This is a genomic window from Arthrobacter sp. G119Y2, assembly GCF_038069765.1.
Classification (GTDB): domain Bacteria; phylum Actinomycetota; class Actinomycetes; order Actinomycetales; family Micrococcaceae; genus Arthrobacter_B.
Genome location: NZ_JBBPFS010000002.1, coordinates 345,632 through 369,995 on the forward strand (window position 1 = coordinate 345,632; position 24,364 = coordinate 369,995).

The window sequence follows — 24,364 nt, forward strand, 5'->3', positions numbered from 1 at the left end:
CTAAAGCCGCAGCACCCGTTCCAGATCAGCCGTGTCCCGCGCTTCGCGCGCCGGACCTATGATGAGGGCACCTGTAACGGCGGCGACGGCGGCGGCAGCGGGGGGAAGTGCCCAGACAAGCCAGTGCAGGTCCGGATCGGAACCCGCGCCGGCAAGCTGCAGCACCACCCACAGCAACAGGCCGGCCGCCAGGGCCAGGCCCGGGAGCAGGAAGATGCCGTAGCGGGACCGGCGCCGGTCAGCACCCCACACGATGAAGCCGGCTGCCATGGAGGCAACAACGGCAACAATCAGGCTGGCCATCTCCCCGTCCGCCCGTTCCTGGAGCCTAGAGGGCGCCGAAACCGACGCGCCGTACCTCTTCAGCGCCGATTTCCACGTAACCGATGACACCGGCGGGAACCATGATGAGCCTGCCCTTGTCATCCTTCAGGCGCAGCTCCTTGTTGGCGTTGAGGGCCTCAGCCACGACATCGGCAACGGCCTCGGCGCTCTGGCTCGACTCAAAGACAATCTCGCGGCCAACATTCTGAATACCGATTTTTACTTCCACCGTGGTGCCTCCTGTATTAATGAACGTATCCGGTTCGAAATCTACTCTAGATCTCTTTGGGGAACCGGCTGATTCCGCGCCAAGCTAAACGGTAAATGAGTTCCGAGGCCGCATCGATGTCCAGGTCTCCTTCGGTTTCCAGCCAGTAACGGGCGCTGACCTGCGCCATTCCGGCAAGGCCCCGGCCCAGCAAAGTGGCCTCTACGGGCGAGAGCTTGGTGTCTTCGGCGATTACCCCGGCGATGCTGCTGGCGAACCGGGCGTTGAACTCTTCAATCCTGGCGCTGACCTCGACGTCGTTCGTCAGGTCCGATTCGAAGACCAGTCGGTGGCCCTGGCTGTCCTGTGCCACGAAGCGGAAATAGGCCCGCATGGTTTCGCGGACGCGCAGCTTGTTGTCGGTGGTTGAGTTCAGGGCCGAGGTGAGGAACTCCGTCAGCGTCCCGAGGTGGTTCTCCAGCAGTGCCAGATACAGCTCGCGCTTGCCCGGAAAGTGCTGGTACAGCACGGGTTTGCTGACGCGTGCGGCTTCGGCGATGTCATCCATGGCAGCCCCGTGAAAACCGTTGCTGACGAAAACCTCCTGCGCGGCGCTCAGCAGTTGGCGGCGGCGTTCCTCCCGGGGGAGCCTGGTCGATTTGCCGGTTTGCTGGTTGCTCACGTGTTCGGACCTCTCAACGGCACCGGGCCAAGGCGCCCGGACAACGGACTTCAGTTTACCCGCGGGTAATAAGTGCAACACGTTCCGCAGCACGATTGAGGACTACATTTGGACTCATGACTGAGCAGCACGTTGCACTTCCTCCGCTGGTTGAGCCTGCAGCAGGGCTGACGGACGAGGAAACCCTCCGTTATTCCAGACACCTCCTGCTGCCCGAATTCGGGATGCAGGCGCAGCAGCGCCTGAAAAACGCCCGTGTCCTGGTAATCGGCGCCGGGGGACTGGGATCGCCTGCCCTGCTGTACCTGGCAGCGGCCGGGGTGGGAACACTGGGAATTATCGACGACGACACGGTGGAAGAATCCAACCTGCAGCGGCAGGTCATCCACGGTGTGTCCGACGTCGGCAGCTTGAAGGCCGAGTCTGCGCGCCGCAGTGTCCTTGAGCTCAACCCCCTCGTTGAGGTCCGCCTCCATCCGGTGCGCCTGGATGCTTCCAATGCGCTGGAGATCTTCGCCGGCTACGACCTGATCCTGGACGGCACCGACAATTTTGCCACCCGCTACCTGGTGAACGACGCGGCGGAGATCCTGGGCAAACCCTACGTCTGGGGATCCATCCTGCGCTTTGACGGCCAGGTGAGCGTGTTCTGGGGAAAACACGGGCCCACGTACCGGGATCTCTATCCCGAGGCTCCGCCGGCGGGGTCCGTCCCCTCCTGCGCCGAAGGCGGCGTGCTGGGAGTGCTGTGCGCGCAGATCGGCTCGGTGATGGTCAATGAAGCGGTGAAACTGATTACCGGCACCGGCAGAACCCTGCTGGGCCGGGTCCTGGTGCTCAACGCCCTGGATATGGCCTGGCGGGAGATCCGGGTGCGGAAGGACCCTGCCGCGGAGCCGGTCACGGAATTGAGCGACTACGAGGCGTTCTGCGGCCTGCCCGCGGGGAAGGGGCCCGGCGGTGCGTCGGCGGAAGTGCCCGCTGTGGGGGTCCGCGAATTGCAGCAGCTGCTGGCAGAACGGAGTGCCGGACACCGCGACTTCGACCTGCTGGATGTCCGGGAGCCGGGTGAGCACGCGATCGTGAGCATTAACGGAGCGGTGCTGATGCCAAGGGCGGGAATCCTCTCGGGGGAGCAGCTGCCCGAGCCGGGGAAGGAAATCTACGTCCACTGCAAGTCGGGCGCCCGGTCAGCTGAAGTAACTGCCTTCCTCCGGGAACGGGGATATCCGGACGTGTTCAACGTATCCGGGGGGATCCTGGAGTGGGTGCGGGAAATCGAACCGGCGAAGCAGGTGTACTAAGCGCCGGGACGTGCTGAACCGGACACAGGCGCCGGGCCGCGTGGACGGAGGATTAGGCGGACTGCGCCGTGTCGGTGCCGGCGTCGTCGGCTTCCGGGTCGCCGTTGTGGCCCGGGTGGGCGCTGCCGTGCGCGGGGGCGGCGGGACGGCGGGTGACCGGCTGGTCCGGAGTAATGCCGAACAGGGCTTCAAGGCCCTTGATGTAGTCGTCCTGCTGTCCGCTGGCGGCAAGCTCGCGGGCACGGACCGTGGGAACGTGCAGCAGCTGCTTGACCATGCGGCGCATGGCGAACTCCACTTCTTCGGCAGCGCCGGTGCAGCCGTGCTGGGCGCGCACCTTTTCCAGTTCGCTGTCCAGGACGTTAAGCGTGTGCCGGCGCAGCGCCACGATTGCGGAGTCCATCTGCCGGCTGAGCTGGAGTTCGGAAAAGGCCTTGGCTGCGTCGGCGACAATGCCGCTGGCCTGCTTCAATGATTCCGCCTGCTCGGCGGGAGCGGCCAAACGCACCGACTCAAGGGTAATCAGGTCCACCCCGTCCACTTCCCGAACTGCAGGTTCGAAGTCGTGGGTGAGAGCAAGGTCAATGATGATCAGCGGTTTGTTGCTGTTCGCCCGGACCCGGGAGATGTCCTTGGCACTGACCTGGCTGTCGCTGCCGCTGCAACCGATCACAACGTCCGCGGCGGCCAGGGCGGCGGGAAGGGAATCGCGGGTCAGCGGGGTGCCGCCGCGGGATGCCGTGAAGGATTCGGCCCGGTCGGAAGACGAATAGACGCTGATGTCGGTGCATCCGCGCTCCTTGAGCAGCGCCATGGTGGCCCCGGCGTAGGCTCCGGTGCCGAACACGACTACCTTCTTGTTCCGCCAGTCCAGGTCCACCGAAAGGTCGGTGGCCAGTTCCAGTGCCACGGACACGATGGAAAGCCCCCGTTTTCCGAGGGCTGTCAGGGCGCCAACATCTTTGGCGGTACGGGAGGCGGTCTGGAATAACCGGGTCAGGCCGCCGCTGGCAGTGCCTTTTTCCTGGGCTTCGATCAGCGCGCGCCGGACCTGGCCGGCAATTTCGCGTTCACCGACGACGGCGGAATCAAGGCCCGCGCCCACGGCAAAGAGGTGCTTGGCCACGGATTCGCCCGTGTTGGTGGTGAAGGAGCGCGAAACGAGGTCTTTGCTGAGGCCGGAATGCCGGCTGATTTCTGCGACGACGGCGGAGCGGGCTGCTTCAATGTCCGCCTCCGACTTTGCCTCGCAGTAAACCTCGAACCGGTTGCAGGTGGCCAGGACTACGGATCCGGACACCGCCGATCCGGTTTCGAGCAGGGAGGAGGAGACCTGGGATGCACCGGCGCTGAGGCGGGCAACAGTTTCCAGATCAACATCGGAGTGCGTCGCAATAAGGGAAAGTAGAACCACAGTGCCTCAATACTAGCCACCGGGGCGGTGTTCACCCCAATAGGGCGCCCTAACTAACACCCCTTTCCGGGGTGTTTCCCATCACCTTGGACCGCCCGCCGGCCTCCGCCGGGGGTCCTGGTTATCCATCGGGCCGGATTTTGGAGAGAATCAGGGTATGACTCTTAGCGCCTCTCATCCGCTCATGGATGGCCGCACGGCCGATTCCCCCCTGATTACCGCCTACCGGGGCGGAACTCCGTCCCGCCGACCGGTCTGGTTTATGCGTCAGGCCGGAAGGTCGCTTCCGGAATACCGCAAGCTGCGGGAGGGAACCGCGATGCTGGACTCCTGCCTGGACCCGGCCATGGCTTCGGAGATCACCCTGCAGCCGGTCCGCCGGCACGACGTTGATGCCGGAATCTTCTTTTCGGACATCGTTATTCCGCTGAAGCTTGCCGGCGTCGACGTCGACATTGTGCCCGGCGTCGGGCCCGTCCTGGGCCGGCCCGTACGGACTGCGGCTGATGTTGCTGCACTGCCGGTCCTCACTGAGGAGGCCCTCGAGCCGATCCGGGAAGCCGTCCGGCTGACCGTCGCGGAGCTGGGAAAGACCCCGCTGATCGGATTCGCCGGGGCCCCGTTCACCCTCGCCGCCTACATGGTGGAGGGCAAGCCGTCGCGCGACCACCTCGGGCCGCGCACCATGATGCACGCTGATCCGGAGACCTGGCAGGCCCTGACGCACTGGGCGGCGGACGCATCGGGCATGTTCCTGCGCGCACAGCTGGAAGCCGGCGCCAGCGCCGGACAGCTGTTTGACTCCTGGGCCGGGTCCCTGGGCCTGGCCGACTACACCCGGCACGTAGCGCCCGCCTCCGCCCGGGCACTGGATCATGTCCGGGACTTGGGAGCTCCGCTGGTGCACTTCGGGACCGGCACTTCGGAACTGCTCGGTGCGATGCGCGACGTCGGCGTCGACGTGGTGGGCGTGGACTACCGGCTGCCGCTGGATGAAGCCAACCGCCGCCTGGGCGGCACCACGCCGCTGCAGGGGAACATCGACCCCGCGCTGCTCGAGGCTCCCTGGCCGGTACTGGAGGCGCACGTCCGGGACGTCCTGGCCGCCGGGGCCGGTGCCCCGGGCCACGTGGTCAATCTGGGCCACGGGGTCCCGCCGGACACTGATCCGGAGGTCCTGACGCGGGTCGTGAAGCTGATTCACTCGGTGGAGCCGTAACCATGCCGCACCGCCCGGTTCTTCCCCACTTCCCGGTGACCCGCAAGCCCGGTCCCGGTGCCGAACCAGCTGCCGTCCCCGCCGTTCCGGCACACAGTGCCGTGGTGGTGGGCGGCGGCATCTCCGGACTTATTGCTGCCCGTGATTTGGCCCGCCGGGGTTTTGCCGTGACGCTGCTTGAAGCCGGCGCTTCGGTGGGCGGCTGCGTAGGCACCCATTCAGTTGCCGGCCTGACCCTGGACAGCGGAGCCGAATCCTTCGCTACCCGGTCCCGCGCAGTGCCGGACCTGATCGGAGAACTGGGCCTGAGCGACGCCGTCGTCCAGCCCAACCGCGTGGGTGCCTGGCTGCAGCTGTCCGGCGAGGACACCGCCGCCGCCGCGCAGCCCATGCCGCAGAGCGGGCTGCTCGGCATTCCCGCCGACCCGCGCGCCCCGGAGATTGTCCGGGCGATCGGACGGGCCGGGGCCGCCCGCGCGGCACTGGACCGGATCCTGCCCGTGGGCGCACTGGCGCGGAAGGAAAGTGCCAGCCTCGGCGAGGTTGTCCGGGCCCGCATGGGAGACGCAGTGCTGCGCCGGCTGGTGGCCCCCGTTGTCGGAGGCGTCTATTCCTCGGATCCGGACGTCCTGGACGTGGACTCGGTTGCTCCCGGTCTCCGCGCGGCGATTGCCAAGCACGGGTCCCTGTCCGCGGCGGTGGCATCCATGCGCGCCGCGGCTCCCGCCGGATCCGCTGTTGCCGGCCTCGCCGGCGGTATGGGCAGGCTCAGCAGTGCGCTGGAAGAGGACCTGGCGGCTCTCGGCGTCAAGGTGGACACGGGCGTCACCGTCGAAGCGGTGGAACGCGACGGCGACGGATGGATTGTTTCCGCAGCGGGCCGCACGCTCTCCGCCCACGCGCTGGTCATGGCGACGGACGGTCCCACCGCCGTGGACCTGCTTGCCGGAACCGTGCCTGAACTGGCAGCCGCACGCCCGGGCCCCGGCCCCGGCGTCGCGCTCGTGACCCTGGTGGTGGACCAGCCGGACCTTGACGCCCATCCGCGGGGGACAGGTGTCCTCGTGGCTGAAGACGTTGAAGCAGTGGAAGCGAAAGCCCTGACGCACGCCACCGCCAAGTGGCAGTGGCTGGCGGACTCCACCGGACCGGGAACGCACGTGCTGCGCCTGTCCTACGGGCGGGCGCTGAGCGCAGCCGCGGCTGCAGCGGCGCAGGCAGCGCAGGCAGCGCCCGGTCCGGTGGACCGGGAGGACGCTGACCTGTTTGCCCAGGCGCTGACTGATGCCTCGGTGCTGCTGCAGGTTCCGCTGGGTGTTGACGATGTGGTCGGCTGGGACGTGGTCCGCTGGGTCGGCGCCCTGCCGTCCGCCGCCGTCGGGCACCGGGACCGGGTTGCCGCGGTGCGCACCGCCGTCGACGCGGTTCCCGGGCTGGAAGTTGTGGGGGCCTGGCTGGCCGGAACGGGGCTGGCCGCCGTAACCGCCGATACCCGGGCACGGGTCGCGGGCCTGGCGGAGCAGCTCGAAGGGCTGTGACATTAACCACTTTCTACAAGAAGTAGAAGTGGAGTATTTCGTCTAAGGCTGCCCGGAAGGGCAGACTGTTAATCATGAGTGAGCCCATGGGTCAGAGCACCGAAGAAACAGCCGTCGCCGAAGAACAGTTCTTTACCCTCTGGACCGTTTTCAAGCGGTCTGCCGAGGCCGGATCCGGCGCTGCCGCAGCAGACGCTGAAGAAAACACCAAGGCCTTTGAGGCCCTCACGCAGGAGCTTGCAGGCCGTCAGGTAACCCTGCGCGGACTCTACGACGTATCCGCGATGCGCGCCGACGCCGACATCATGGTGTGGCTGCACGGCGGCCGCGCCGAGGACCTCCAGGCCGCGATCCGCGAGATCCGCCGTTCCGGCCTGTTCGCCGGCACGGAAATCGCCTGGTCCGCCATGGGCGTGCACCGCGACGCGGAGTTCTCCAAGAACCACTGGCCCTCCTACGCCCGCGGCATCGCCCCCGAAGCCTGGATCTGCGTGTACCCCTTCGTGCGCTCCTACGAGTGGTACCTGCTGCCCGCAGAGGAGCGCGGCAAGATGCTGCGCGACCACGGCATGCTCGGCCGCGAATTTCCCCAGGTCCTGGCCAACACCGTTGCCTCCTTCGCCCTGGGCGACTGGGAATGGATCCTGGGCCTGGAAGCTCCCAACCTGACCGATCTGGTGGACATGATGCGCCATCTGCGCTCCACCGAGGCGCGGAACCACGTCCGTGAAGAAATCCCCTTCTATACCGGCCGGCGCATTGCCGCCGCCGAAGTTGCCGAGGTACTGAAATGACAACTGCTGCCAGTAACCAGTCCAATGAGTCAGCGCCCCTTGACCCGTTTGAGGGCGTGGACGAGAACGGCCGGATGGCCCCCAAGCACTACGACGCCATCCTTTTGGCCTCCTTCGGCGGTCCCGAAGGGCAGGAAGACGTTATCCCGTTCCTGCGCAACGTCACCCGCGGCCGGGGCATCCCGGACGAGCGCCTCGAAGAGGTGGCCACCCACTACCGCGCCAACGGCGGAATCAGCCCCATCAACGAGCAGAACCGTGCGCTGAAGGCCGCCCTCGAGGCCGAGCTGAAGCGCCGCGGGATCGATACGCCGGTGCTGTGGGGCAACCGCAACTGGGCTCCGTACATCAAGGATGTACTGCAGGAGGCCTACGACACCGGCTACCGCCGCCTGCTGATGGTCACCACCAGCGTGTACTCCTCCTACTCGAGCTGCCGCCAGTACCGCGAGGACCTGGGCATGAACCTGCTCGCCACCGGGCTGGACAAGAAGCTGCAGGTGGACAAGGTCCGCCAGTACTTCGACCACCCCGGTTTCGTGGAGCCCTTCGTCGAAGGCGTCCGCGACTCGCTGGCGAGGGTCCGCGAGCAGCTGGCCGAGCGCGGCGAGGAAGACGGGAAGATCGAGATCCTGTTCTCCACCCACTCCATCCCCACCGCCGACGCCGAAGCCTCCGGCCCGCGCGACCGCGAGTTTGAGGAAGGCAGCGCCTACGTGGCGCAGCACCTGGCGAATGCCCGGGCGATCATCGACCGCATCCCCGAAGCCGCAGGCGTGGACTGGCAGCTGGTCTATCAGTCCCGCTCCGGCTCCCCGCACACCCCCTGGCTGGAACCGGACATCAACGATGCCATCGCCGAACTGCCCGCCAAGGGCGTCAAGGGCGCCGTCATTGTTCCGCTGGGCTTCGTCAGCGATCACATGGAAGTCCTCTGGGACCTGGATACCGAAGCCATGGAGACCTGCCGCGAGCTGGGCCTGGCCGCGCACCGCGCCCCCACCCCGGGCATCCATGAGACCTTCGTTTCCGGCCTGGTGGACCTGCTCTCCGAGCGCACCGTGGAACACAACATTGCCGAGCGCCCTGCCGTGACGAAGCTTGGCCCCTGGTACGACGTCTGCCGTCCGGGCTGCTGCGCGAACCTGCGCGGCGAGAAGCCGACAATTGCCGGCGCCGATTCCACCGTGGGCGTGCAGTAGTGGCACACTCGCCGGTGCTGATCGGTACCCGGGGCAGTGCCCTGGCCGTCACCCAGACCACAACGGTCGCGAACGCGCTGTCCGAACTCGGCGGCTTCGACGTCGAACTGGTGCGTGTCCGCACGGAAGGCGACATCAACCGCGCTGCGCTGTCCCAGATCGGCGGCACCGGAGTTTTTGTTGCCGCGCTGCGCGATTCGCTGCTGGCCGGGAACTGCGACGTCGCCGTGCATTCCCTGAAGGATCTGCCCACCGGCGCGGCTGAAGGACTGGCCATCGGCGCCATTCCGGCGCGGGTGGACGTCCGCGACGCGCTCTGCGCCCGTGACGGACTGACCCTGGCGCAGCTTCCGGAGGGTGCCCGCGTGGGCACCGGCTCCCCGCGCCGGGCCGCGCAGCTGCGCGCCGCCCGGCCCGATCTGGACGTGGTTGATATCCGCGGCAACGTGGACACCCGGCTGGGCCGGGTCGCGGGACTTGTCGAAGGCGCCCCCGGCGACCTCGACGCCGTCGTCCTGGCGGCCGCCGGGCTGGCACGCCTGGGCCGGCTGGAGATGGTTTCGGAGTTCCTGGACCCGGCCGTCATGCTGCCGGCGCCCGGCCAGGGAGCGCTGGCTGTGGAATGCCGCAGCCCCGACGCTGCCGACGGCCCGCTGAGCCGCGCACTGGCCGCCTATGACAACAACGCCGCCCGGCTGACCGTCACGGCCGAACGGGCACTGCTGAACCGGCTGGAGGCCGGCTGCACGGCGCCCATTGGCGCGCTGGCCTCGCTGACCGAAACCCGCCTGCACCTCGAAGCCGTAGTGTGCAGCGACGACGGAACCCGCGTCATGCGGCGTTCGGCGGCATCCGCTGTGCTCGACGAGGACGGCGCACGCGCCCTGGGCGTGCGCCTCGCCGAAGACCTGCTGGCGGCCGGTGCAGCGTCCCTGACGGACCTCGCGGTCAGCTGATGCGTCGTTCCCGGACCCGCTGACGTGGCAGCGAACAAACCCAGGCCGGAACTTGCCGGGCTCACCGTGGTGCTTCCGCGCACTCCGGACCGCGCGGCGGCCATGGCTGCCGAGCTGGAAGCGCGCGGGGCGGCGGTGGAACTGATGCCGCTGATCGATTTCCAGTTCCCCGCCGACACCACCGACCTGGACCGTGCACTGAAGTCACTGCGGGCCGGCAGGTTCGCCTGGGTGGTCTTCACGAGCGTGACCACGGTGCGCGCCATGGTCCGGCGCTGCGCTGCCCTGGGCGTGCCGGCCTCCACTGCCGTTCCGTCCGGAACTTTTATTGCGGCCGTCGGAGCAGGCACCCGGCAGGCACTGGAAGACATCGGGCTGGACGTGGACCTGATGCCGGACCGCGACCAGTCAGCCCGCGGGCTGGCGGAATCCTGGCCCCACCCCTCCGTGTCCGACCCCGAGGGCGGCGCACTGAGGCTCCTGCTTCCGCAGGCCGACCTGGCGGACCCGGCCCTGGCCGCAGCGCTGGCCGGGCTGGGCTGGGAGGTCAGCCCGGTAACCGCCTACTGCACCGTGGACTACCCGGCAACGGGGGTCCGGTTCACCCCCGCGCCCGGCGACGGCCAGGCGGGCGGTCCCCGCTTGCTCACCCCGCAGGATTTCCTGGCCCGCACGCCGCAGGGCCCGCGCGCCGTCGTCCTGACCTCGCCCAGCATCGCCCGGCGTTTCCTGCGGCAGTGCTCGCCCCTTCCCCAAGGGACGCTGCTTGTTGCCATCGGTGACAGCACCGCCGCCCAGATGGGGCAGCTGCACGTACCGCCGCACGCTGTGGCGGAGCAGCCAACACCGGCGGGAATAGCGCAGGCACTCTCCGTCGCTATGTCTACGGGTCCCACCACTTAGTTCCCTCATTACCGGAAGGCAGAATTATTTCCATGAGCTTCCCCCAGCGCCGTCCCCGCCGCCTCCGCACCACCCCCGCCATGCGGCGGCTGACCGCAGAGTTCCGGCTGGATCCGGCCGAGCTGATTCTTCCGGCCTTCGTGCGGGAAGGCCTCACCGAGCCCAATCCGCTGGCATCCATGCCCGGCGTCGTCCAGCACACTCTGGACAGCCTGAAGAAGGCCGCCGCCGAAGCCGTTGACCTGGGCGTGGGCGGCATCATGCTCTTCGGCATCCCTGCCGAGCGCGACGCCGTCGGCAGCGCCGGCACGGATCCGAACGGCATCCTGAACCGGGGCATCGCAGCGGTCCGGGAAGAGGTCGGCGACGACCTGGTGATCATGAGCGACGTCTGCCTGGACGAATTCACCGACCACGGACACTGCGGCGTGCTCGACGCGCAGGGCCGCGTGGACAATGATGCGACGCTGGAAATCTACGGCCGGATGGCAGTGGAACAGGCACGCGCCGGCGCCCACGTCCTCGGCCCCTCCGGCATGATGGACGGACAGATTGCCGTCATCCGGCAGGCCCTGGACACGGCCGGCTACACCGATGTGTCACTGTTTGCCTACGCGGCGAAGTACGCCTCGGCCTTCTACGGCCCGTTCCGCGAAGCCGTGGATTCCCAGCTGAAGGGCGACCGGCGCACCTACCAGATGGACGCGTCCAACCGCCGTGAAGCCCTCCTCGAAGTCGAACTGGACCTCGAGGAAGGCGCCGACATGGTGATGGTCAAGCCCGCCATGAGCTACCTGGACGTCCTGGCCGATGTGGCCGCCATGTCCCCGGTCCCGGTGGGCGCTTACCAGATCTCCGGCGAGTACGCGATGATTGAAGCTGCCGCCGCCAACGGCTGGATCGACCGCCGCCGGGCCATCGAGGAATCCGTCCTGGGCATCAAGCGTGCCGGCGCCAACATGATTCTCACCTACTGGGCCACCGAGCTGGCAGCCTGGCTGAAGGAAAGCAAGTAATGACCTCACCTGTCACCGCCACGTCATCCTCCGAAGAACTCTTTGATCGGGCCCGGGCCCTGATGCCCGGCGGAGTGAACTCCCCGGTCCGTGCTTTTGGCTCAGTGGGCGGCACGCCCCGGTTCATGGTTTCCGCCAAGGGCCCGTACATCACGGATTCCGAGGGCCGCGAATACGTGGACCTCGTCTGCTCCTGGGGGCCGGCGCTGGTGGGACATTCCCACCCTGACGTCCTGGCCGCCGTGCATGCAGCCGTGGATAACGGGCTGTCTTTCGGTGCGTCCACCCCGGCGGAAGCCGAGCTGGCGCAGCTGGTCATGGACCGCGTGCCGGGCGTGAAGCGCCTGCGCATGGTGTCCACCGGAACCGAGGCCACCATGACGGCCGTCCGGCTGGCCCGCGGGTTCACCGGCCGGAACCTGATCATCAAATTCGCCGGCTGCTACCACGGCCACCTCGACGGACTGCTGGCCTCCGCCGGTTCGGGCCTGGCCACGCTGGCGCTGCCCGGCTCCGCCGGCGTCACCGAAGCAACCGCAGCCGAAACGCTGGTCCTGCCGTACAACGACATCACCGCCGTTGAGGCAGCCTTCGCCGAGCACGGCGCGAACATCGCGGCCGTCATCACCGAGGCTGCACCGGCGAACATGGGTGTGGTTACCCCGGGCGAAGGCTTCAACGCCGCCCTCTCACGGATCACCGCCTCCCACGGCGCCCTGCTGATCCTCGACGAGGTCCTCACCGGGTTCCGTACCGGTCCGGCCGGCTACTGGGGCCTGACCGGCGCCAGGGAAGGCTGGACGCCGGACCTGTTCACCTTCGGCAAGGTCATCGGCGGCGGCATGCCCGTGGCAGCCCTCGGCGGACGTGCCGACGTCATGGACTCCCTCGCGCCGCTGGGCCCGGTCTACCAGGCCGGCACCCTTTCGGGTAACCCGATTGCTATGGCCGCAGGCGTCGCCACCCTGAAGGCAGCCACTGCCGAGGTTTATGCCAACGTCGACGCCCGCTCCGCTGAGCTCTCCGCCGCCGTGTCCGCCGCTTTGACGGAGGCCGGGGTGGACCACAGCATCCAGCGGGCCGGCAGCCTCTTCAGCGTCGCTTTCGGCACCTCGGCCACCGGTGTGCACAACTACGAGCAGGCCCAGGCACAGGAAGCCTTCCGGTACAAGCCGTTCTTCCACTCCATGCTGGACGCCGGCGTGTACCTGCCGCCGTCGGTCTTTGAGGCCTGGTTCCTTTCCGGCGCCCACGACGACGCCGCAATGGAACGCATTTACGCCGCGCTCCCGGCAGCCGCACAGGCCGCTGCTGCAGCTCAGCCGTAAATCCGCAGCCCGCCGGGCAACAAAAAACCCCGCACCTCCCTTTGACGGGAGGTGCGGGGTTTTTTCGTTGCCGGCTCTAGAAGGCAGCCGTTACGTCGCCGTTCGGCCAGGTCTCTTCAATGAAGGCCTTGGTTTCGGGGGAGTGGAGCAGTTCCTCGAGTTTGTCGATCCGTGCGTCCTTGTTGCCGGTCTTCCAGACCAGGAAGTTGGCGTACGGGTTGTCCTCCGCGGATTCCACCAGAAGGGCATCGTCGGTGTTCAGTCCGGCTTCAAGGATGTAGTTGCCGTTGATGATGGCCAGGTCCACAGTGGGATCGCCCAAGTCGTTGACTAGCAGTTCCGGATTGTTTTCCTGGAAGTCCAGGTTCTTGAAGTTCTGCTCCTCGGTCAGGGTCAGCACCGACGAATCGTCGGCGATGTCCTTCACCAGGTCAGCCTCCTCAAGCATCTTCAGGGCGCGGGCCTGGTTCGATGGGTCGTTGGTGACCATTACCCGGGCGCCGTCCTCGATGGAGGAAACGTCGTCGTGCTTGTCGGAGAACGCGGCGTAGGGCTCCACGTGGATGCCGGCGCCGTGTTCGAAGTCGTAGCCCTGCTTTTCCATCTGGGATTCCAGGTACGGCAGGTGCTGGTAGAAGTTGACGTCGCTGTCGCCGTCGTTCAGGGAGATGTTCGGGGTGACGTAGTCGTCGAACTCCTGGATCTCCAGTTCCAGGCCGGTGTCGGCGGTGAGGTTGTCCCGGACAAATTCCAGGATCCGGGCGTGCGGCGTGGGGCTGGCACCCACGGTGAGGGTTACCGGGTTTGCGGGGTCAAGGCTGTCCACGGAGCTGGCGGCGGAATCCGATCCGCCGCAAGCCGTCAGCGCCAGGGCAGTGGCCACACCGGTGGCAACGAGGGTAAGTGCTTTACGCATCGAGTGCGTTCCTTTCACGTGACCCGGGGAAGCGGAACTCCGCCGTCCGGGGGAATGTGCAGCTAGCGGCTACTGGCTGCAGATCCGTAAGGGTCCGGGGCGCGGCCCGGACCTCACGAAGACTTGGACTAGACCTTGGTCTCGTCGAATTCGCGGTCGGCGGCGGTCCGGGGAGCGGCGGCGGGGCCGGCGTCGGCTGCTGCTGCGGCTGCGGCGGCCGGGCGGCTGCGCCGGCCCGTACCCGCGGCGGACCGGTGGTCCACGCGGCGGGAAGCGTAGTCGCCGGCAAGCTGGATGATCTGCACGAGGGCCACAATGATGACGATCGTGACCACCATGACCTGGGTGTCGAAGCGCTGGACACCGTAGTTGTAGGCCAGGCGGCCGAGCCCGCCGCCGCCGACGATGCCGGCCATGGCGGAGTAGCCCACGAGGGTTACCAGCGTGGTGGTCAGGGCAGCTACGAGGCCGGGCAGGGCCTCACGCAGCAGCACCTTCGTCACCACCTGCATCTTGGTGGAGCCCATGACCAGTGCTGCGTCGATCTTGCCGCCGGAGACGTCGCGGAGCGCATTTTCCACCAGGCGTGCAAAGAACGGGATGGTGGCGATGCTCAGTGAGACGGAGGCGGCCACCGGTCCGATGGAGGTGCCGGTGATCAGGCGTGCCAGCGGAATCAGGGTCACCATCAGGATGGCGAACGGCACGGACCTGGTGATGTTGACGATGATGTCGCTGACGATCCGGTTGATGATCTTCATGGGGAGCAGGCCCCCGGGCGCGCTGACGTGCAGGAAGACGCCCAGCGGCAGGCCGATCAGCAGGGTGAAGAAGCCGGAAATGCCCACCATCTGGAGGGTCTCGAGCACGGCCTCCGGAAGGGCCTTGGTGATGCCGGGATTGTCGAAGAGTCCGGTCAGGAAGTTCATGCTGCCACCTCCACGGTGACGCCCTGCAGGGCGAGGTATTCATGGACGGCGGCCATATCGGTATGCGTATCCAACTGGATGCGCAGCCGTCCGAAGCGGGTGCCGGCCAGCAGTTCTACGCTGCCGGCAAGGACGTTGACGTCGGTGTCGAACCGGCGGGTCAGCGCGGAAAGCACCGGATCCGACGTGGTCTCGCCGGTAAACAGGAGTTCCAGGACCGGACCGCCGGGCGACGGAGGGGTGGCGGGCAGCGGGATAAGCTGCTTGGCCAGCCGGCCGCTCAGGTCGGAGGCAACCTCGCGCAGCGGTCCGTGTTCCACCACGCGGCCGGCGTCGAGCAGGGACACGGAGTCGCAGATCCGCTTCACGACGTTCATCTCGTGCGTAATGATCAGCACGGTCAGGTTCAGGCGGCGGGTGAGGTCCGAAATGAGGTCCAGGATGTCGTCGGTGGTGGTGGGGTCCAACGCCGAGGTCGGCTCGTCGCACAGCAGCACATCGGGATCGGAGGCCAGCGCCCGGGCAATGCCCACGCGCTGCTTCTGTCCGCCGGAAAGCTGGGCGGGGTAGGCGCCGGCGCTTCCCTCCAGGCCCACGAGGGCCAGCAGCTCCTTCACCCGGGCATCGATGACCGACTTTTTCGTACCGACAAGTTCCAGCGGGTGCGCAATGTTGGCGGCGGCGGTGCGCGAATCCATCAGGTTCGCATGCTGGAACACCATCCCGATCCGGCGGCGGGCCGCACGGATCTCGGAGTCCTTCACCGCGGTCAGCTCCCGGCCGTCGATGGTTACCGAGCCCGACGTCGGCCGGTCCAGGAGGGTGAGGCAACGCACGAGCGTTGACTTGCCGGCACCGGAGTGGCCGATGATCCCGTGGATGGAACCCTTCGGCACGCTCAGGCTGACGCCGTCGAGCGCGGTGACGATGCGGTCGCCCTGGCGGTATACCTTGCGCAGGTCGGTAACTGTGATCATTGATCCTCGTGGTCTACGTATCGGGGCTGGTCAGCGGCCGGATGACGGCACAGGAACGTGCCGGGCACGTCCGGGTGCCTGGGCCTGTGCGGGGTGTCTGCCAATCGCGTGGCACGAGACGCCGATCCGCCGGAGAGTCCTGAACCGCGGGTCTCCTTAGGGCACGCCTGGGGCGCCATCAGCGCCTAACACAGGTGCAAGTATCTCATGTGCGGGCAGCCGGACAGGACTCGGGGGTGCTCCGCGAAGTGATGTTGCGTCCCGTGACGCCCCGTGCGCGCGTGTGTCAGGAGCGGGCGGGCCAGGCTCCGTCCACGACCGCCGCCGGATCCTTGCGCCGCAGGTAGTCCTGGAAGCTGGCGGCCTGGGCCCCGGCCCATCCGATCTGGGCCCGGTGCAGTTCCGCGGCGTCGCCGTGCAGCACCGGATATCGTCCGGCCATGGCGCGGGCCACGCCCAGGGTCGCCATGACATCGGCGGCCGAGGTGTGCGCGTTCTCGAAGCCGACGCCGTAGTGCTCGGTCAGCGCCGTGAGCGTGCGCTTGCCGCGGCGGTACCGGTCCACCTGCTTGTCCAGGATGTAGGGATCGATCACGGGTGCCGGTGCCGGTGCGGTCAGCCCGAAGCGTTCGCACTCACGGTTCAGCACGGTGAAGTCGTAGCAGGCGTTGAAGGCCAGGACAGGGATGCCGGCTGCGAAAAATCCGCCGAGGACTCCGGCGATTTCAGCAGTCACTTCCGGGGCCGGACGTCCCTCGGCCCGGGCGCGTTCGGTGCTGACGCCATGGATGGCGGCGGCTTCTGCGGGAATCTCCTCTTCGACCGCGGCGAGCCACTCGTGGTGCTGCAGGACCTGCCCCTGCCCGTCGACGAGAATGATGGATGCGGTGACGATGCGCGCAGTATGCGGGTCGCGGCCGGTGGTCTCAAGGTCAAAGGCCGCGTGGGGGAGTTCATGCCAGCTGTTCATGGAATAAACGTACCGGCGGGCACTGACATTCGAAGATTCCCGGGGACGGGGCCGCGCTAGGCTGGAGTCATGCGCGATGAGTATGTCGACGCCGTCCGTTCAGTGGTTGCGCTGATTCCGGCCGGCAGGGTCCTCTCCTACGGGGACATCGCTGAGATTCTGCACGAGGGCGGTCCCCGGCAGGTGGGTGCAGTCCTGTCCCGCAGCGGCACGGGCCTGCCCTGGTGGCGCGTCATCCGGGCCGGGGGAGAGCCTCCCCGCTGCCACGAGCGGCGCGCCCTGGAGCACTACCGCACCGAGGGGACGCCGCTGTCCGGAACACCTGACGACGACGGCGGGGGATACCGGGTGCGGATCGGCCCGGCCCGCTGGTTCCCCTCCGAGGGCGACTGGACGGTGATCGAGGGGGTCCGGGCCGGGCTGGCGGCGCCTGAAACAGGAATGTCGGCGGGACGTGATGAAGTAGAGGCATGAGCGTAAAACTGCAACTGGTTGGACCGTCGGCCGGAACCGCCGAAGCCCCGCAGCTGAGCCCGGACCAGCAGGCTGTTGCGGACCTGCCCGCCGGCAGCGGTCCCGTCCTGGTGCTGGGTGCCCCCGGCACCGGAAAGTCGACCGTGCTGGTGGAGGCCGCCGTTGCCAGGATCGCCGCGGGACTGGACCCGGCCGGGCTGCTGCTGCTGGCGCCCACCCGCCTGGCAGCGGCTGCGCTGCGGGATTCCCTCTCTGCCAGGCTGCAGGGCACGCTGAGCACGTCGCCGGCACGCACCTGGGCTTCCTACGCCTTTGACCTGATCCGGCGGGCCAAGGCCGAGGGGCGGCTGCCGTACATCACCCGGGCACCCAAGCTGCTCTCGGGGGCCGAGCAGGACGTCATCATCAAGGAACTGCTCGAAGGCCACGGCCAGCAGGGCGTCCCCGCCCTGCCCTGGCCCGAATCTCTGGACCTTGCCCTGCCCACCCGCGGTTTCCGGCAGGAAATCCGGCAGCTTTTCGACCGCATCATCGAGTACGGCATTTCCGCGGAGGAGGTCGCCGATCTGGGGCGCCGGCACAACCGTGAAGACTGGATTGCCGCGGGCGCACTGTATGCGGAGTACCGCGACGTCCTGGACATCCGGATGCCCGAGGCCTTCGACCCCGCCGGCATCATCACCACCGCCCTGCAGATTCTGGAGTCGGATCCGGAGTTCCTGGCGGCGGAACAGGCCCGGTTCCAGCTGATCCTCGTGGATGACCTGCAGGAGGCCAACCCAGCCATCCATGCCCTGCTCGGACTTCTCGCAGGGGGACGCGACACAGTGGTGACGGCGTGTCCGGACACAGTGGTGCAGGGCTTCCGCGGCGCCCGTCCGGACCTGCTGGGCAAACTCACCGACACCCTGGGGGAGGGGCTCCAGACCTTCGTTCTGTCCGGACCCCACCGGCTCACCGGATCCGTTGCCGAAGCCTGGCTTCGGACTGCTTCACGGATTTCGGTGGTCGGGCAGCTTCCCCGTTACCGGGCTGCGGTGCTGCCGCCCGCACCCCAGGAATCCGCAGCGCCGGAACCCGCAGAAGCCGCCGAAACCCAAAGCTCCGCAGCGGGCCGGGCCGAAGCGCACGTGGTTGATTCCCCCATGCATGAACTGCGCTACATCGCCCAGCGCATCCTGGAAGCCCAGCTGCTGGACGGACGGAGCCTCGAGGACATCGCCGTTATTGTGCGCACCGGCGGGCAGCTGGCGCGCATCCAGCGTTACCTCAGCGGCCAGGGCATTGACGTGAAAGTGCCGGTTGCGGAGAAGGCGGTGCGGGATGAAGCCGCAGTGCGGCCGCTGCTGGAGGCTTTCGCCGTCGTCCTGGATCCGGAGCTGCTCACCCCGGAGGCCGCAGTATCGCTGCTCACCTCCCGGATCGGCGGAGCCAGCTCCATCGAACTGCGCAGGCTCCGCCAGTCGCTGCGCCGTGAAGAAATACGCGGAGGGGGAGGCCGTACCAGCGACGCGCTGCTTGTGGAAGCCCTGCTTGATCCGGTCTCGCCCAGCGGCCTGGCACTCGCCGGCCTGTCCTGGGAAGCGAGGTCTGCCCAGCGCACCGCCGCCATGCTGCGGGCCGGGCGGACCGCGGCGGAACAGCCCGGAGCCACCGCTGAAACAGTGCTCTGGGCGCTGTGGTCGGTTTCCGGGTGGTCCAAGAAGTGGGCTGAAACTGCCCTCTCCGGCGGCCCGGCCGGGGCCCGGGCGGACCGCGACCTCGACGCCATCATGGCCCTTTTCCAGACTGCTGAACGATATGTGGACCAGCTGCCCGGTTCCACTCCCGCACAGTTCCTGGACTACCTGACCAGTTCCGAGCTGCCGATGGACACCCTGGCTGCCCGTGCGCAGCGCCGTGAGGCGGTGGAACTGCTCACGCCCGCCAGCGCCGCCGGCCGGGAATGGCCCATGGTCATTGTTGCCGGGGTGCAGGACGGCGTCTGGCCCAACCTGCGCCTGCGCGGTGAGCTGCTGGGCAGCGGAGACCTGGTGGCCGCTATTGAGCACGGAGACGGATTCGCCAAACACCGCAGTCCGCAGTCCCTGATGCACGCGATCCGCCACGATGAACTGCGCAGCTTCTCCACGGCTGTCTCCCGGGCACGCGAGCTGTTGGTCTGCACCGCGGTGTCGTCCGACGACGAACAGCCCTCGGCGTTCCTGGACCTGGTGGATCCGCTCCCGCCGCAGGCCGTCAAGCGCGAACGCACCGAGGTCCTGCGCCCCCTTACGCTGCGGTCCCTCGTTGCGGAGCTGCGCGCCTATACGCAGCAGGAGCAGGACAAACCGGAACTGGCACACGAAGCGGTGCACCATCTGGGCACCATGCTCAATCATCCGGTCCGGGTCCCCGGTGCAGCGCCGTCGGAATGGTGGGGACTGGCTGAGCTGTCCACCACGGATCCGGTCATCCGCGAGGGAACTCCCATTCCGGTGTCGCCGTCCAAGGTCGACGCCGTGCTGAAGTCGCCCCTGAGCTGGTTCGTCTCCGCAGCCGGCGGTGAACAGGCCACTGACTTCGCCCGCTCGCTGGGCACCCTGGTCCATCAGATTGCCCAGGACCTGCCCGAGGCCTCGGGCAGCGAGTACGTCCAGGAACTGCAGCGCCGCTGGCCCACACTGGGCATGAAGGACAACTGGGAAGGCAAGCTGGATTTCCGGCGCGCGGAGACCATGGTGCGCAAACTTGCCGCCTACGTGATCACCATGCGCCAGGAAGGGCGGTCGCTGGTGGACGTGGAGCGGGACTTTGCCGCCGAGGTGCCCGTGGAGATCCGCGGCAGCGAACGCACGGCGCTGCTGCGCGGGCAGATTGACCGGCTGGAGATCGATTCCGAGGGGCGGCTCTTCATTGTCGACCTCAAAACCGGCAAATCGGCGCCCAAGAAGGACGATCTCGAAAAGCACCCCCAGCTGGCTGCTTACCAGGAGGCGGTCCGGGAAGGCGCCGTGAACCGTGATGCACCGGAAGACGGAGCTGCAGCAGTACAGCCGTCCCGGCCCGGCGGCGCCGCCCTGGTCCAGCTGGGAACCACCAGCAAGTCCGTTGCCGTCCAGCAGCAGCCGCCGCTGGATCCCGAGGACACCACGGCGCGGGACATGGTCCGTGAAGCGGCCGCGCTGATGTCCGATGCCCGGTTCGACACCGTCCACGACCCCACCCGCAGCGGGTTCGGCGGCCACGGCTGCCGGCTTCCCGAAATCTGCCCCCTGTGCCCCGAAGGAAAGCAGGTCACCGAATGAGTGCCTCCCTGACCGAAACGCTTCCCCCCGAGATTCCCCCGGCTCCGCGCTACTCTGCCCGCGAACTGGCTGAAATGCTGCATACCGACCCGGCGAATCCCGTGCAGTACCCCACACCGGACCAGATTGGAATCATCGAGGCGCCGCTGGAACCGCTGCTGGTCATTGCCGGTGCCGGATCCGGTAAGACCAAAACCATGGCGGACCGGGTGGTCTGGCTGGTGGCCAATAAGCTGGTGCGCCCCGAACAAATCCTGGGCGTGACCTTCACCCGCAAGGCCGCCGGCGAACTGGACAGCCGCATCCGCCAGCGCCTGGAACTGCTGTACCGGGTCCAGGCCGCGGGCACCGCTGATCCGGGCCTGATTCCGCCGGGCAGCGGCCCCGACGTGTCCGAGGACGCCAGGCTGGACCCCGCCGTCTCCACGTACCATTCCTACGCGAACGGCATCGTGAACGACTACGGGCTCCGCCTGGGCGTGGAACGGGATTCCGTCATGCTCGGCGGCGCCCAGTCCTGGCAGCTCGCCACCGAGGTCGTGGAAGCCTATGCCGGAGACTTCGAGCACTTCACGGCCGCGAAATCCACCCTGGTTAACGGGGTCCTGCAGATGGCCGGTGAATGCGCCGAACACCTTACCAGTCCGGCCGAGGTGCGTGAGCACCTGGCCGAGCATCTGGAGGCCGTCACGCGGCTGCCGTATCTGGCCGGCAAGCCCAAGGCGGCAACCGCGGCCGTGCAGAAACTTATGGACAGGCTGCGCACCCGGATCTCTGTCACCGAGCTCGTCGAAGCGTACCGGCGTGCGAAGTTCGAGCGCCGGCAGCTGGACTTCGGCGACCTGGTGGAAATGGCCGCCACGATCGCCGCCACCATTCCCGAGGCAGTGGAGATGGAGCGGGCCAAGTACAAGGTGGTGCTGCTGGACGAATTCCAGGACACCTCGCACGCCCAGATGGTGCTCTTCTCCCAGCTTTTCGGAGACGGCCGTGCGGTAACGGCGGTTGGCGACCCGCACCAGTCCATCTACGGTTTCCGCGGCGCGTCGGCCGGCCAGCTCGGTACCTTCCGGGACCAGTTCCCGCTGTACCTTCCGGACGGCACGCGTGCACTGGCTCCCGTTGCCAACCTCTCCGTCGCCTGGCGGAACTCCACGTCGATTCTGGCCGCCGCCAACACTGTTTCAGCACCCCTGAACAGCACTGCTCCCTGGCTGGCGCGCCAGCGGCTGCCGCATGTGCCTGAGCTGCAGGCCAAGCCCAAAGCGCCTGTAGGCGAGGTCTACCTCGGACGCTACCTGGCTGACGTTTCGGTTCCCGCCGCGGACGGGGCCGAAGCCATCCTCGGCGAGGCCGACGCCGTCGCCGACCAGGTGCTGGCGCATCGGAACCGCTGGTTTGAAACGGACGACGCCGGCAAGCCGCTGCAGCCCACCGTGGCCGTCCTCTGCCGCGGACGCAAGCAGTTCGGACCTGTTCGGGAGGCGCTGGAAGCGCGCGGCATCCCGGTGCAGATCGTCGGACTCGGCGGGCTGCTCTCGACGCCTGAAGTGGTGGATGTGCTGGCAGTGCTGCGGGTGCTTGGAGATCCGGGCCGCTCGGACTCCATGCTGCGGATCCTGGCCGGAGCGCGCTGGCGCATAGGTCCGGCCGATCTGATGGCGCTGGCGGACTGGTCACGGCACCTGGTCCGGGTCCGCGAGCACGCGGTATCCGTGGCCGATGCAGCCAACGTGCACCGGCCGGATGAGCAGCCGGACGGCTCCGAAACCGTTGTGGAGGCGGACATGGCCGAAGCCGGGTCGCTGGTGGAGGCCGTGGATTCCCTGCCGCGCCCGGAATGGGTCTCCATCTCCGGGCGGTCGCTTTCCGCCGAAGGGCTGCGACGGCTGAAGCTGCTCCGCGACGAGCTTCGGGACCTGCGCAGCTACGTGGGGGAGGACCTCACAACGCTGATCGGCGAAGTCGAGCGTCGCATCCTGCTGGACATCGAAGTGGCGGCGAAACCGGGCGTGTCCATCCATGAGTCCCGGCGGAACCTCGACGCGTTCATCGATGCCGCGGCTACCTTTAGCTCCTCCAGCGAACGTGTGGACCTGACGGCTTTCCTGGCCTGGCTCGAAGCCGCCAACGACGAGGAAAACGGACTGCCCGTCACCCAGCTCGAGGCCAGCCGGGAAGCAGTGCAGCTGTTGACCGTCCACGCCTCCAAAGGACTGGAATGGGATGTCGTGGTGGTTCCGGGCCTGAACGAGGGCCAGTTCCCCAACGACCGTGACTCCCGCTGGAGCAGCGGCGAGGGCTCCATTCCCTGGCCCCTGCGCGGCGACGCCCCCGACCTTCCGCAATGGGACTGGGAACAGGAAGACCAGAAAAGCTGGGTGGACAGTGAAAAACTCTTTAGCGAAGACGCGCGCGGTCACGCCGAGCGTGAGGAACGCCGGCTTGCCTATGTGGCGTTCACCCGTGCCAAGTACGTCTTGATCTGCACTTCGAGTGTGTGGGGCGGTGGACGGTCCAAGCCGACGGCGGTCTCCCGCTATCTGCAGGATCTCTACGACCTCGGGGAAGCGGGTGCACCGGGCTTCACTCTCCTGTCGTGGGTGCAGCCCGGTGACGAAGGCGATTCCAACCCGGCCAACGCGGATGTGCAGCGGCAGAAGTGGCCGGTTGATCCTCTGGGGGACCGGCGAGCAGCCATGGAAAGGGCTGCTGCCGCGGTGATGGAAGCCGCTGACCGCCAGGCGGGCCGTGTCGGGCAGTCCGAAATCGACATTCTGGCCGGCGCGGAGGGGCTGCAGGAGGATGGGCCCCGCGAATCCTCGCCGGGAGTGTTTGAACCCACGCGCTGGGCTCGAGAGGTGGAGCTGGTCCTGGCCCGCCACCATCCGCCCAACCAGGTGGTGGAGGTTGAACTGCCGGCGCACATCTCGGCGTCGCTGCTGGTTGACTTGAAGGATGATCCGGAGGAAGTCACCCGGCAGCTGCGGCGTCCTGTGCCGCGGGAGCCCGGAATGGCCGCCCGTAAAGGCACGGCGTTCCACGCCTGGGTTGAGGAATTCTTTGGAACCAGCGGCATGCTGGACATCGATGAGCATCCCGGTGCTGCGGACGCGTATGTGGACGAGGCGTACCAGCTGGAAGACATGATCGCCACCTTCGAGTCCTCGTCCTGGGCGCAGCGCACTCCGGCCTTCATTGAAGTACCCGTGGAGACACGGGTGGATGCCGTGGTGGTGCGCGGCCGCATCGATGCCGTCTTTCAGGACGCGGACGGCACCTGGGACCTGATCGACTGGAAGACCGGAGCCCCGCCCTCCAAGGACAAGCTCGCGGTAAGGGCGGTGCAGCTGGCGGTGTACCGGCTGGCCTGGGCCCGGCTGAAACAGGTGCCGTTGGAAAAGGTCAATGCCGCGTTCTACTACGTGGCGGCAGACAAGCTGGTCCGTCCGTTCAACCTCTTGGGCGAAGAAGAGCTTGAGGACATCATTCGGTCGGCGAACTCTTCGTCCTAGCGCAGGATGGCCCTAGCGCAGGATGGCCCTAGTGCGGGATGGCCCTAGCGCAGGTTGCCCGGCCGGCCTGGCACGCCGGAACCCGCCAGTGGGAAAGACAGCCAGTGGGAAAGAAGCAGCGGGAAAGACAGCCGGCGGGAAAGACAGCCGGCGGGAAAGGCAAAGGTGCGGCCGTCTCCTGAGGAGGCGGCCGCACCTTTGTCCGCCCTGCGGTATGCGTATCGGAAGGCCTGGCTAGCCGTAACCGCTCTGGACGTTGGGTACGCGGTGGGCCGGTAATTTGCGAGCCGCTTATTAGGCAGGTGCACCGCGGGTCATTTCCCGCCGTTTCCCCACTGACCCGCCCGTATGGCCCGTTCGAAACTCAAGCAGGTAGTCGGCCAGAAAAGTCGGGTATTTGAGGTGCCG

General features: G+C 67.5%; 20 protein-coding genes. 12 read left to right on the forward strand and 8 right to left on the reverse strand.

Annotation, left to right across the window (positions count from 1 at the left end):
• From WKB88_RS05335 to WKB88_RS05345, 3 genes are read right to left on the reverse strand one after another with little or no spacing between them, the layout of a single operon-like run.
• Positions 1-303, reverse strand: a complete 303-nt coding sequence (locus WKB88_RS05335; protein WP_341393496.1) for a hypothetical protein — start codon at positions 301-303, stop codon at positions 1-3.
• A gap of 25 nt (positions 304-328) precedes the next feature.
• Positions 329-553: a DUF3107 domain-containing protein gene (locus WKB88_RS05340; RefSeq protein WP_341393497.1), complete on the reverse strand. Its 225-nt coding sequence runs from the start codon at positions 551-553 to the stop codon at positions 329-331.
• Between the two features lie 46 nt (positions 554-599).
• Positions 600-1,214, reverse strand: coding sequence for a TetR/AcrR family transcriptional regulator (locus WKB88_RS05345; protein WP_341393498.1), 615 nt, complete (start codon positions 1,212-1,214; stop codon positions 600-602).
• A gap of 116 nt (positions 1,215-1,330) precedes the next feature.
• Between WKB88_RS05345 and moeB the strand changes: the two genes are divergently transcribed.
• Positions 1,331-2,518: a molybdopterin-synthase adenylyltransferase MoeB gene (moeB, locus tag WKB88_RS05350; RefSeq protein WP_341393499.1), complete on the forward strand. Its 1,188-nt coding sequence runs from the start codon at positions 1,331-1,333 to the stop codon at positions 2,516-2,518.
• A 52-nt stretch (positions 2,519-2,570) separates the two neighbouring features.
• Here the strand turns inward: moeB and WKB88_RS05355 are convergent, their stop codons facing one another.
• A complete protein-coding gene (locus tag WKB88_RS05355) occupies positions 2,571-3,932 on the reverse strand; it encodes a glutamyl-tRNA reductase (protein WP_341393500.1) in 1,362 nt (453 codons plus the stop codon).
• A 157-nt stretch (positions 3,933-4,089) separates the two neighbouring features.
• Between WKB88_RS05355 and hemE the strand changes: the two genes are divergently transcribed.
• The 8 genes from hemE to hemL all read left to right on the forward strand — a co-directional run bounded on the left by hemE (position 4,090) and on the right by hemL (position 12,888).
• Positions 4,090-5,151 carry a uroporphyrinogen decarboxylase gene (gene hemE, locus WKB88_RS05360; protein WP_341393501.1) on the forward strand — a complete coding sequence of 354 codons (1,062 nt, stop codon included), beginning with the start codon at positions 4,090-4,092 and terminating at the stop codon, positions 5,149-5,151.
• A gap of 2 nt (positions 5,152-5,153) precedes the next feature.
• Positions 5,154-6,689, forward strand: a complete 1,536-nt coding sequence (gene hemG, locus WKB88_RS05365) for a protoporphyrinogen oxidase (RefSeq protein WP_341393502.1) — start codon at positions 5,154-5,156, stop codon at positions 6,687-6,689.
• Between the two features lie 74 nt (positions 6,690-6,763).
• Complete coding sequence (hemQ, locus tag WKB88_RS05370) at positions 6,764-7,483, forward strand: hydrogen peroxide-dependent heme synthase (protein WP_341393503.1); 720 nt, start codon at positions 6,764-6,766, stop codon at positions 7,481-7,483.
• Complete coding sequence (locus WKB88_RS05375; RefSeq protein ID WP_445818872.1) at positions 7,480-8,685, forward strand: ferrochelatase; 1,206 nt, start codon at positions 7,480-7,482, stop codon at positions 8,683-8,685. The genes hemQ and WKB88_RS05375 overlap by 4 nt, the downstream gene beginning before the upstream one ends.
• On the forward strand, positions 8,685-9,641 hold the full coding sequence (gene hemC, locus WKB88_RS05380) for a hydroxymethylbilane synthase (RefSeq protein ID WP_341393504.1): 957 nt from the start codon (positions 8,685-8,687) through the stop codon (positions 9,639-9,641). Before WKB88_RS05375 ends, hemC begins: the two co-directional genes overlap by 1 nt.
• Positions 9,642-9,665: 24 nt before the next feature.
• The gene (locus tag WKB88_RS05385; protein ID WP_341393505.1) at positions 9,666-10,544 is read left to right on the forward strand and encodes a uroporphyrinogen-III synthase; all 879 of its coding nucleotides are present in this window, start codon (positions 9,666-9,668) and stop codon (positions 10,542-10,544) included.
• Positions 10,545-10,576: 32 nt separating this feature from the next.
• Positions 10,577-11,560, forward strand: coding sequence for a porphobilinogen synthase (gene hemB / locus WKB88_RS05390; protein ID WP_341393506.1), 984 nt, complete (start codon positions 10,577-10,579; stop codon positions 11,558-11,560).
• Positions 11,560-12,888, forward strand: a complete 1,329-nt coding sequence (gene hemL / locus WKB88_RS05395) for a glutamate-1-semialdehyde 2,1-aminomutase (RefSeq protein WP_341393507.1) — start codon at positions 11,560-11,562, stop codon at positions 12,886-12,888. Before hemB ends, hemL begins: the two co-directional genes overlap by 1 nt.
• 76 nt (positions 12,889-12,964) lie before the next feature.
• Here the strand turns inward: hemL and WKB88_RS05400 are convergent, their stop codons facing one another.
• The 4 genes from WKB88_RS05400 to WKB88_RS05415 form a co-directional block, all read right to left on the reverse strand.
• Positions 12,965-13,804, reverse strand: coding sequence for a MetQ/NlpA family ABC transporter substrate-binding protein (locus WKB88_RS05400; protein ID WP_341393508.1), 840 nt, complete (start codon positions 13,802-13,804; stop codon positions 12,965-12,967).
• A 128-nt stretch (positions 13,805-13,932) separates the two neighbouring features.
• Positions 13,933-14,733, reverse strand: a complete 801-nt coding sequence (locus WKB88_RS05405) for a methionine ABC transporter permease (RefSeq protein WP_445818873.1) — start codon at positions 14,731-14,733, stop codon at positions 13,933-13,935.
• Entirely contained in the window at positions 14,730-15,710 is a 981-nt protein-coding gene (locus tag WKB88_RS05410) for a methionine ABC transporter ATP-binding protein (protein WP_341393509.1), read from the reverse strand. Before WKB88_RS05410 ends, WKB88_RS05405 begins: the two co-directional genes overlap by 4 nt.
• Before the next feature lie 286 nt (positions 15,711-15,996).
• Complete coding sequence (locus WKB88_RS05415; RefSeq protein WP_341393510.1) at positions 15,997-16,680, reverse strand: 3'-5' exonuclease; 684 nt, start codon at positions 16,678-16,680, stop codon at positions 15,997-15,999.
• A gap of 69 nt (positions 16,681-16,749) precedes the next feature.
• Between WKB88_RS05415 and WKB88_RS05420 the strand changes: the two genes are divergently transcribed.
• From WKB88_RS05420 to WKB88_RS05430, 3 genes are read left to right on the forward strand one after another with little or no spacing between them, the layout of a single operon-like run.
• A complete protein-coding gene (locus WKB88_RS05420) occupies positions 16,750-17,154 on the forward strand; it encodes an MGMT family protein (protein WP_341393511.1) in 405 nt (134 codons plus the stop codon).
• Positions 17,151-20,441 (forward strand): ATP-dependent helicase, encoded by a 3,291-nt coding sequence (locus tag WKB88_RS05425; RefSeq protein ID WP_341393512.1) that lies wholly within the window; start codon positions 17,151-17,153, stop codon positions 20,439-20,441. Before WKB88_RS05420 ends, WKB88_RS05425 begins: the two co-directional genes overlap by 4 nt.
• Positions 20,438-23,956, forward strand: coding sequence for an ATP-dependent helicase (locus WKB88_RS05430; RefSeq protein ID WP_341393513.1), 3,519 nt, complete (start codon positions 20,438-20,440; stop codon positions 23,954-23,956). The genes WKB88_RS05425 and WKB88_RS05430 overlap by 4 nt, the downstream gene beginning before the upstream one ends.
• The last annotated feature ends 408 nt before the right edge of the window (positions 23,957-24,364 follow it).

What these genes read in the sequence shown, in the direction of transcription:
- WKB88_RS05335 (WP_341393496.1), bottom strand. Translation starts at nt 303, where the DNA reads ATGGCCAGCCTGATTGTTGCCGTTGTTGCCTCCATGGCAGCCGGCTTC.
- moeB (WP_341393499.1), top strand. Translation starts at nt 1,331, where the DNA reads ATGACTGAGCAGCACGTTGCACTTCCTCCGCTGGTTGAGCCTGCAGCA.
- hemE (WP_341393501.1), top strand. Translation starts at nt 4,090, where the DNA reads ATGACTCTTAGCGCCTCTCATCCGCTCATGGATGGCCGCACGGCCGAT.
- hemG (WP_341393502.1), top strand. Translation starts at nt 5,154, where the DNA reads ATGCCGCACCGCCCGGTTCTTCCCCACTTCCCGGTGACCCGCAAGCCC.
- hemQ (WP_341393503.1), top strand. Translation starts at nt 6,764, where the DNA reads ATGAGTGAGCCCATGGGTCAGAGCACCGAAGAAACAGCCGTCGCCGAA.
- WKB88_RS05375 (WP_445818872.1), top strand. Translation starts at nt 7,480, where the DNA reads ATGACAACTGCTGCCAGTAACCAGTCCAATGAGTCAGCGCCCCTTGAC.
- hemB (WP_341393506.1), top strand. Translation starts at nt 10,577, where the DNA reads ATGAGCTTCCCCCAGCGCCGTCCCCGCCGCCTCCGCACCACCCCCGCC.
- hemL (WP_341393507.1), top strand. Translation starts at nt 11,560, where the DNA reads ATGACCTCACCTGTCACCGCCACGTCATCCTCCGAAGAACTCTTTGAT.
- WKB88_RS05400 (WP_341393508.1), bottom strand. Translation starts at nt 13,804, where the DNA reads ATGCGTAAAGCACTTACCCTCGTTGCCACCGGTGTGGCCACTGCCCTG.
- WKB88_RS05405 (WP_445818873.1), bottom strand. Translation starts at nt 14,733, where the DNA reads ATGAACTTCCTGACCGGACTCTTCGACAATCCCGGCATCACCAAGGCC.
- WKB88_RS05410 (WP_341393509.1), bottom strand. Translation starts at nt 15,710, where the DNA reads ATGATCACAGTTACCGACCTGCGCAAGGTATACCGCCAGGGCGACCGC.
- WKB88_RS05415 (WP_341393510.1), bottom strand. Translation starts at nt 16,680, where the DNA reads ATGAACAGCTGGCATGAACTCCCCCACGCGGCCTTTGACCTTGAGACC.
- WKB88_RS05420 (WP_341393511.1), top strand. Translation starts at nt 16,750, where the DNA reads ATGCGCGATGAGTATGTCGACGCCGTCCGTTCAGTGGTTGCGCTGATT.
- WKB88_RS05425 (WP_341393512.1), top strand. Translation starts at nt 17,151, where the DNA reads ATGAGCGTAAAACTGCAACTGGTTGGACCGTCGGCCGGAACCGCCGAA.
- WKB88_RS05430 (WP_341393513.1), top strand. Translation starts at nt 20,438, where the DNA reads ATGAGTGCCTCCCTGACCGAAACGCTTCCCCCCGAGATTCCCCCGGCT.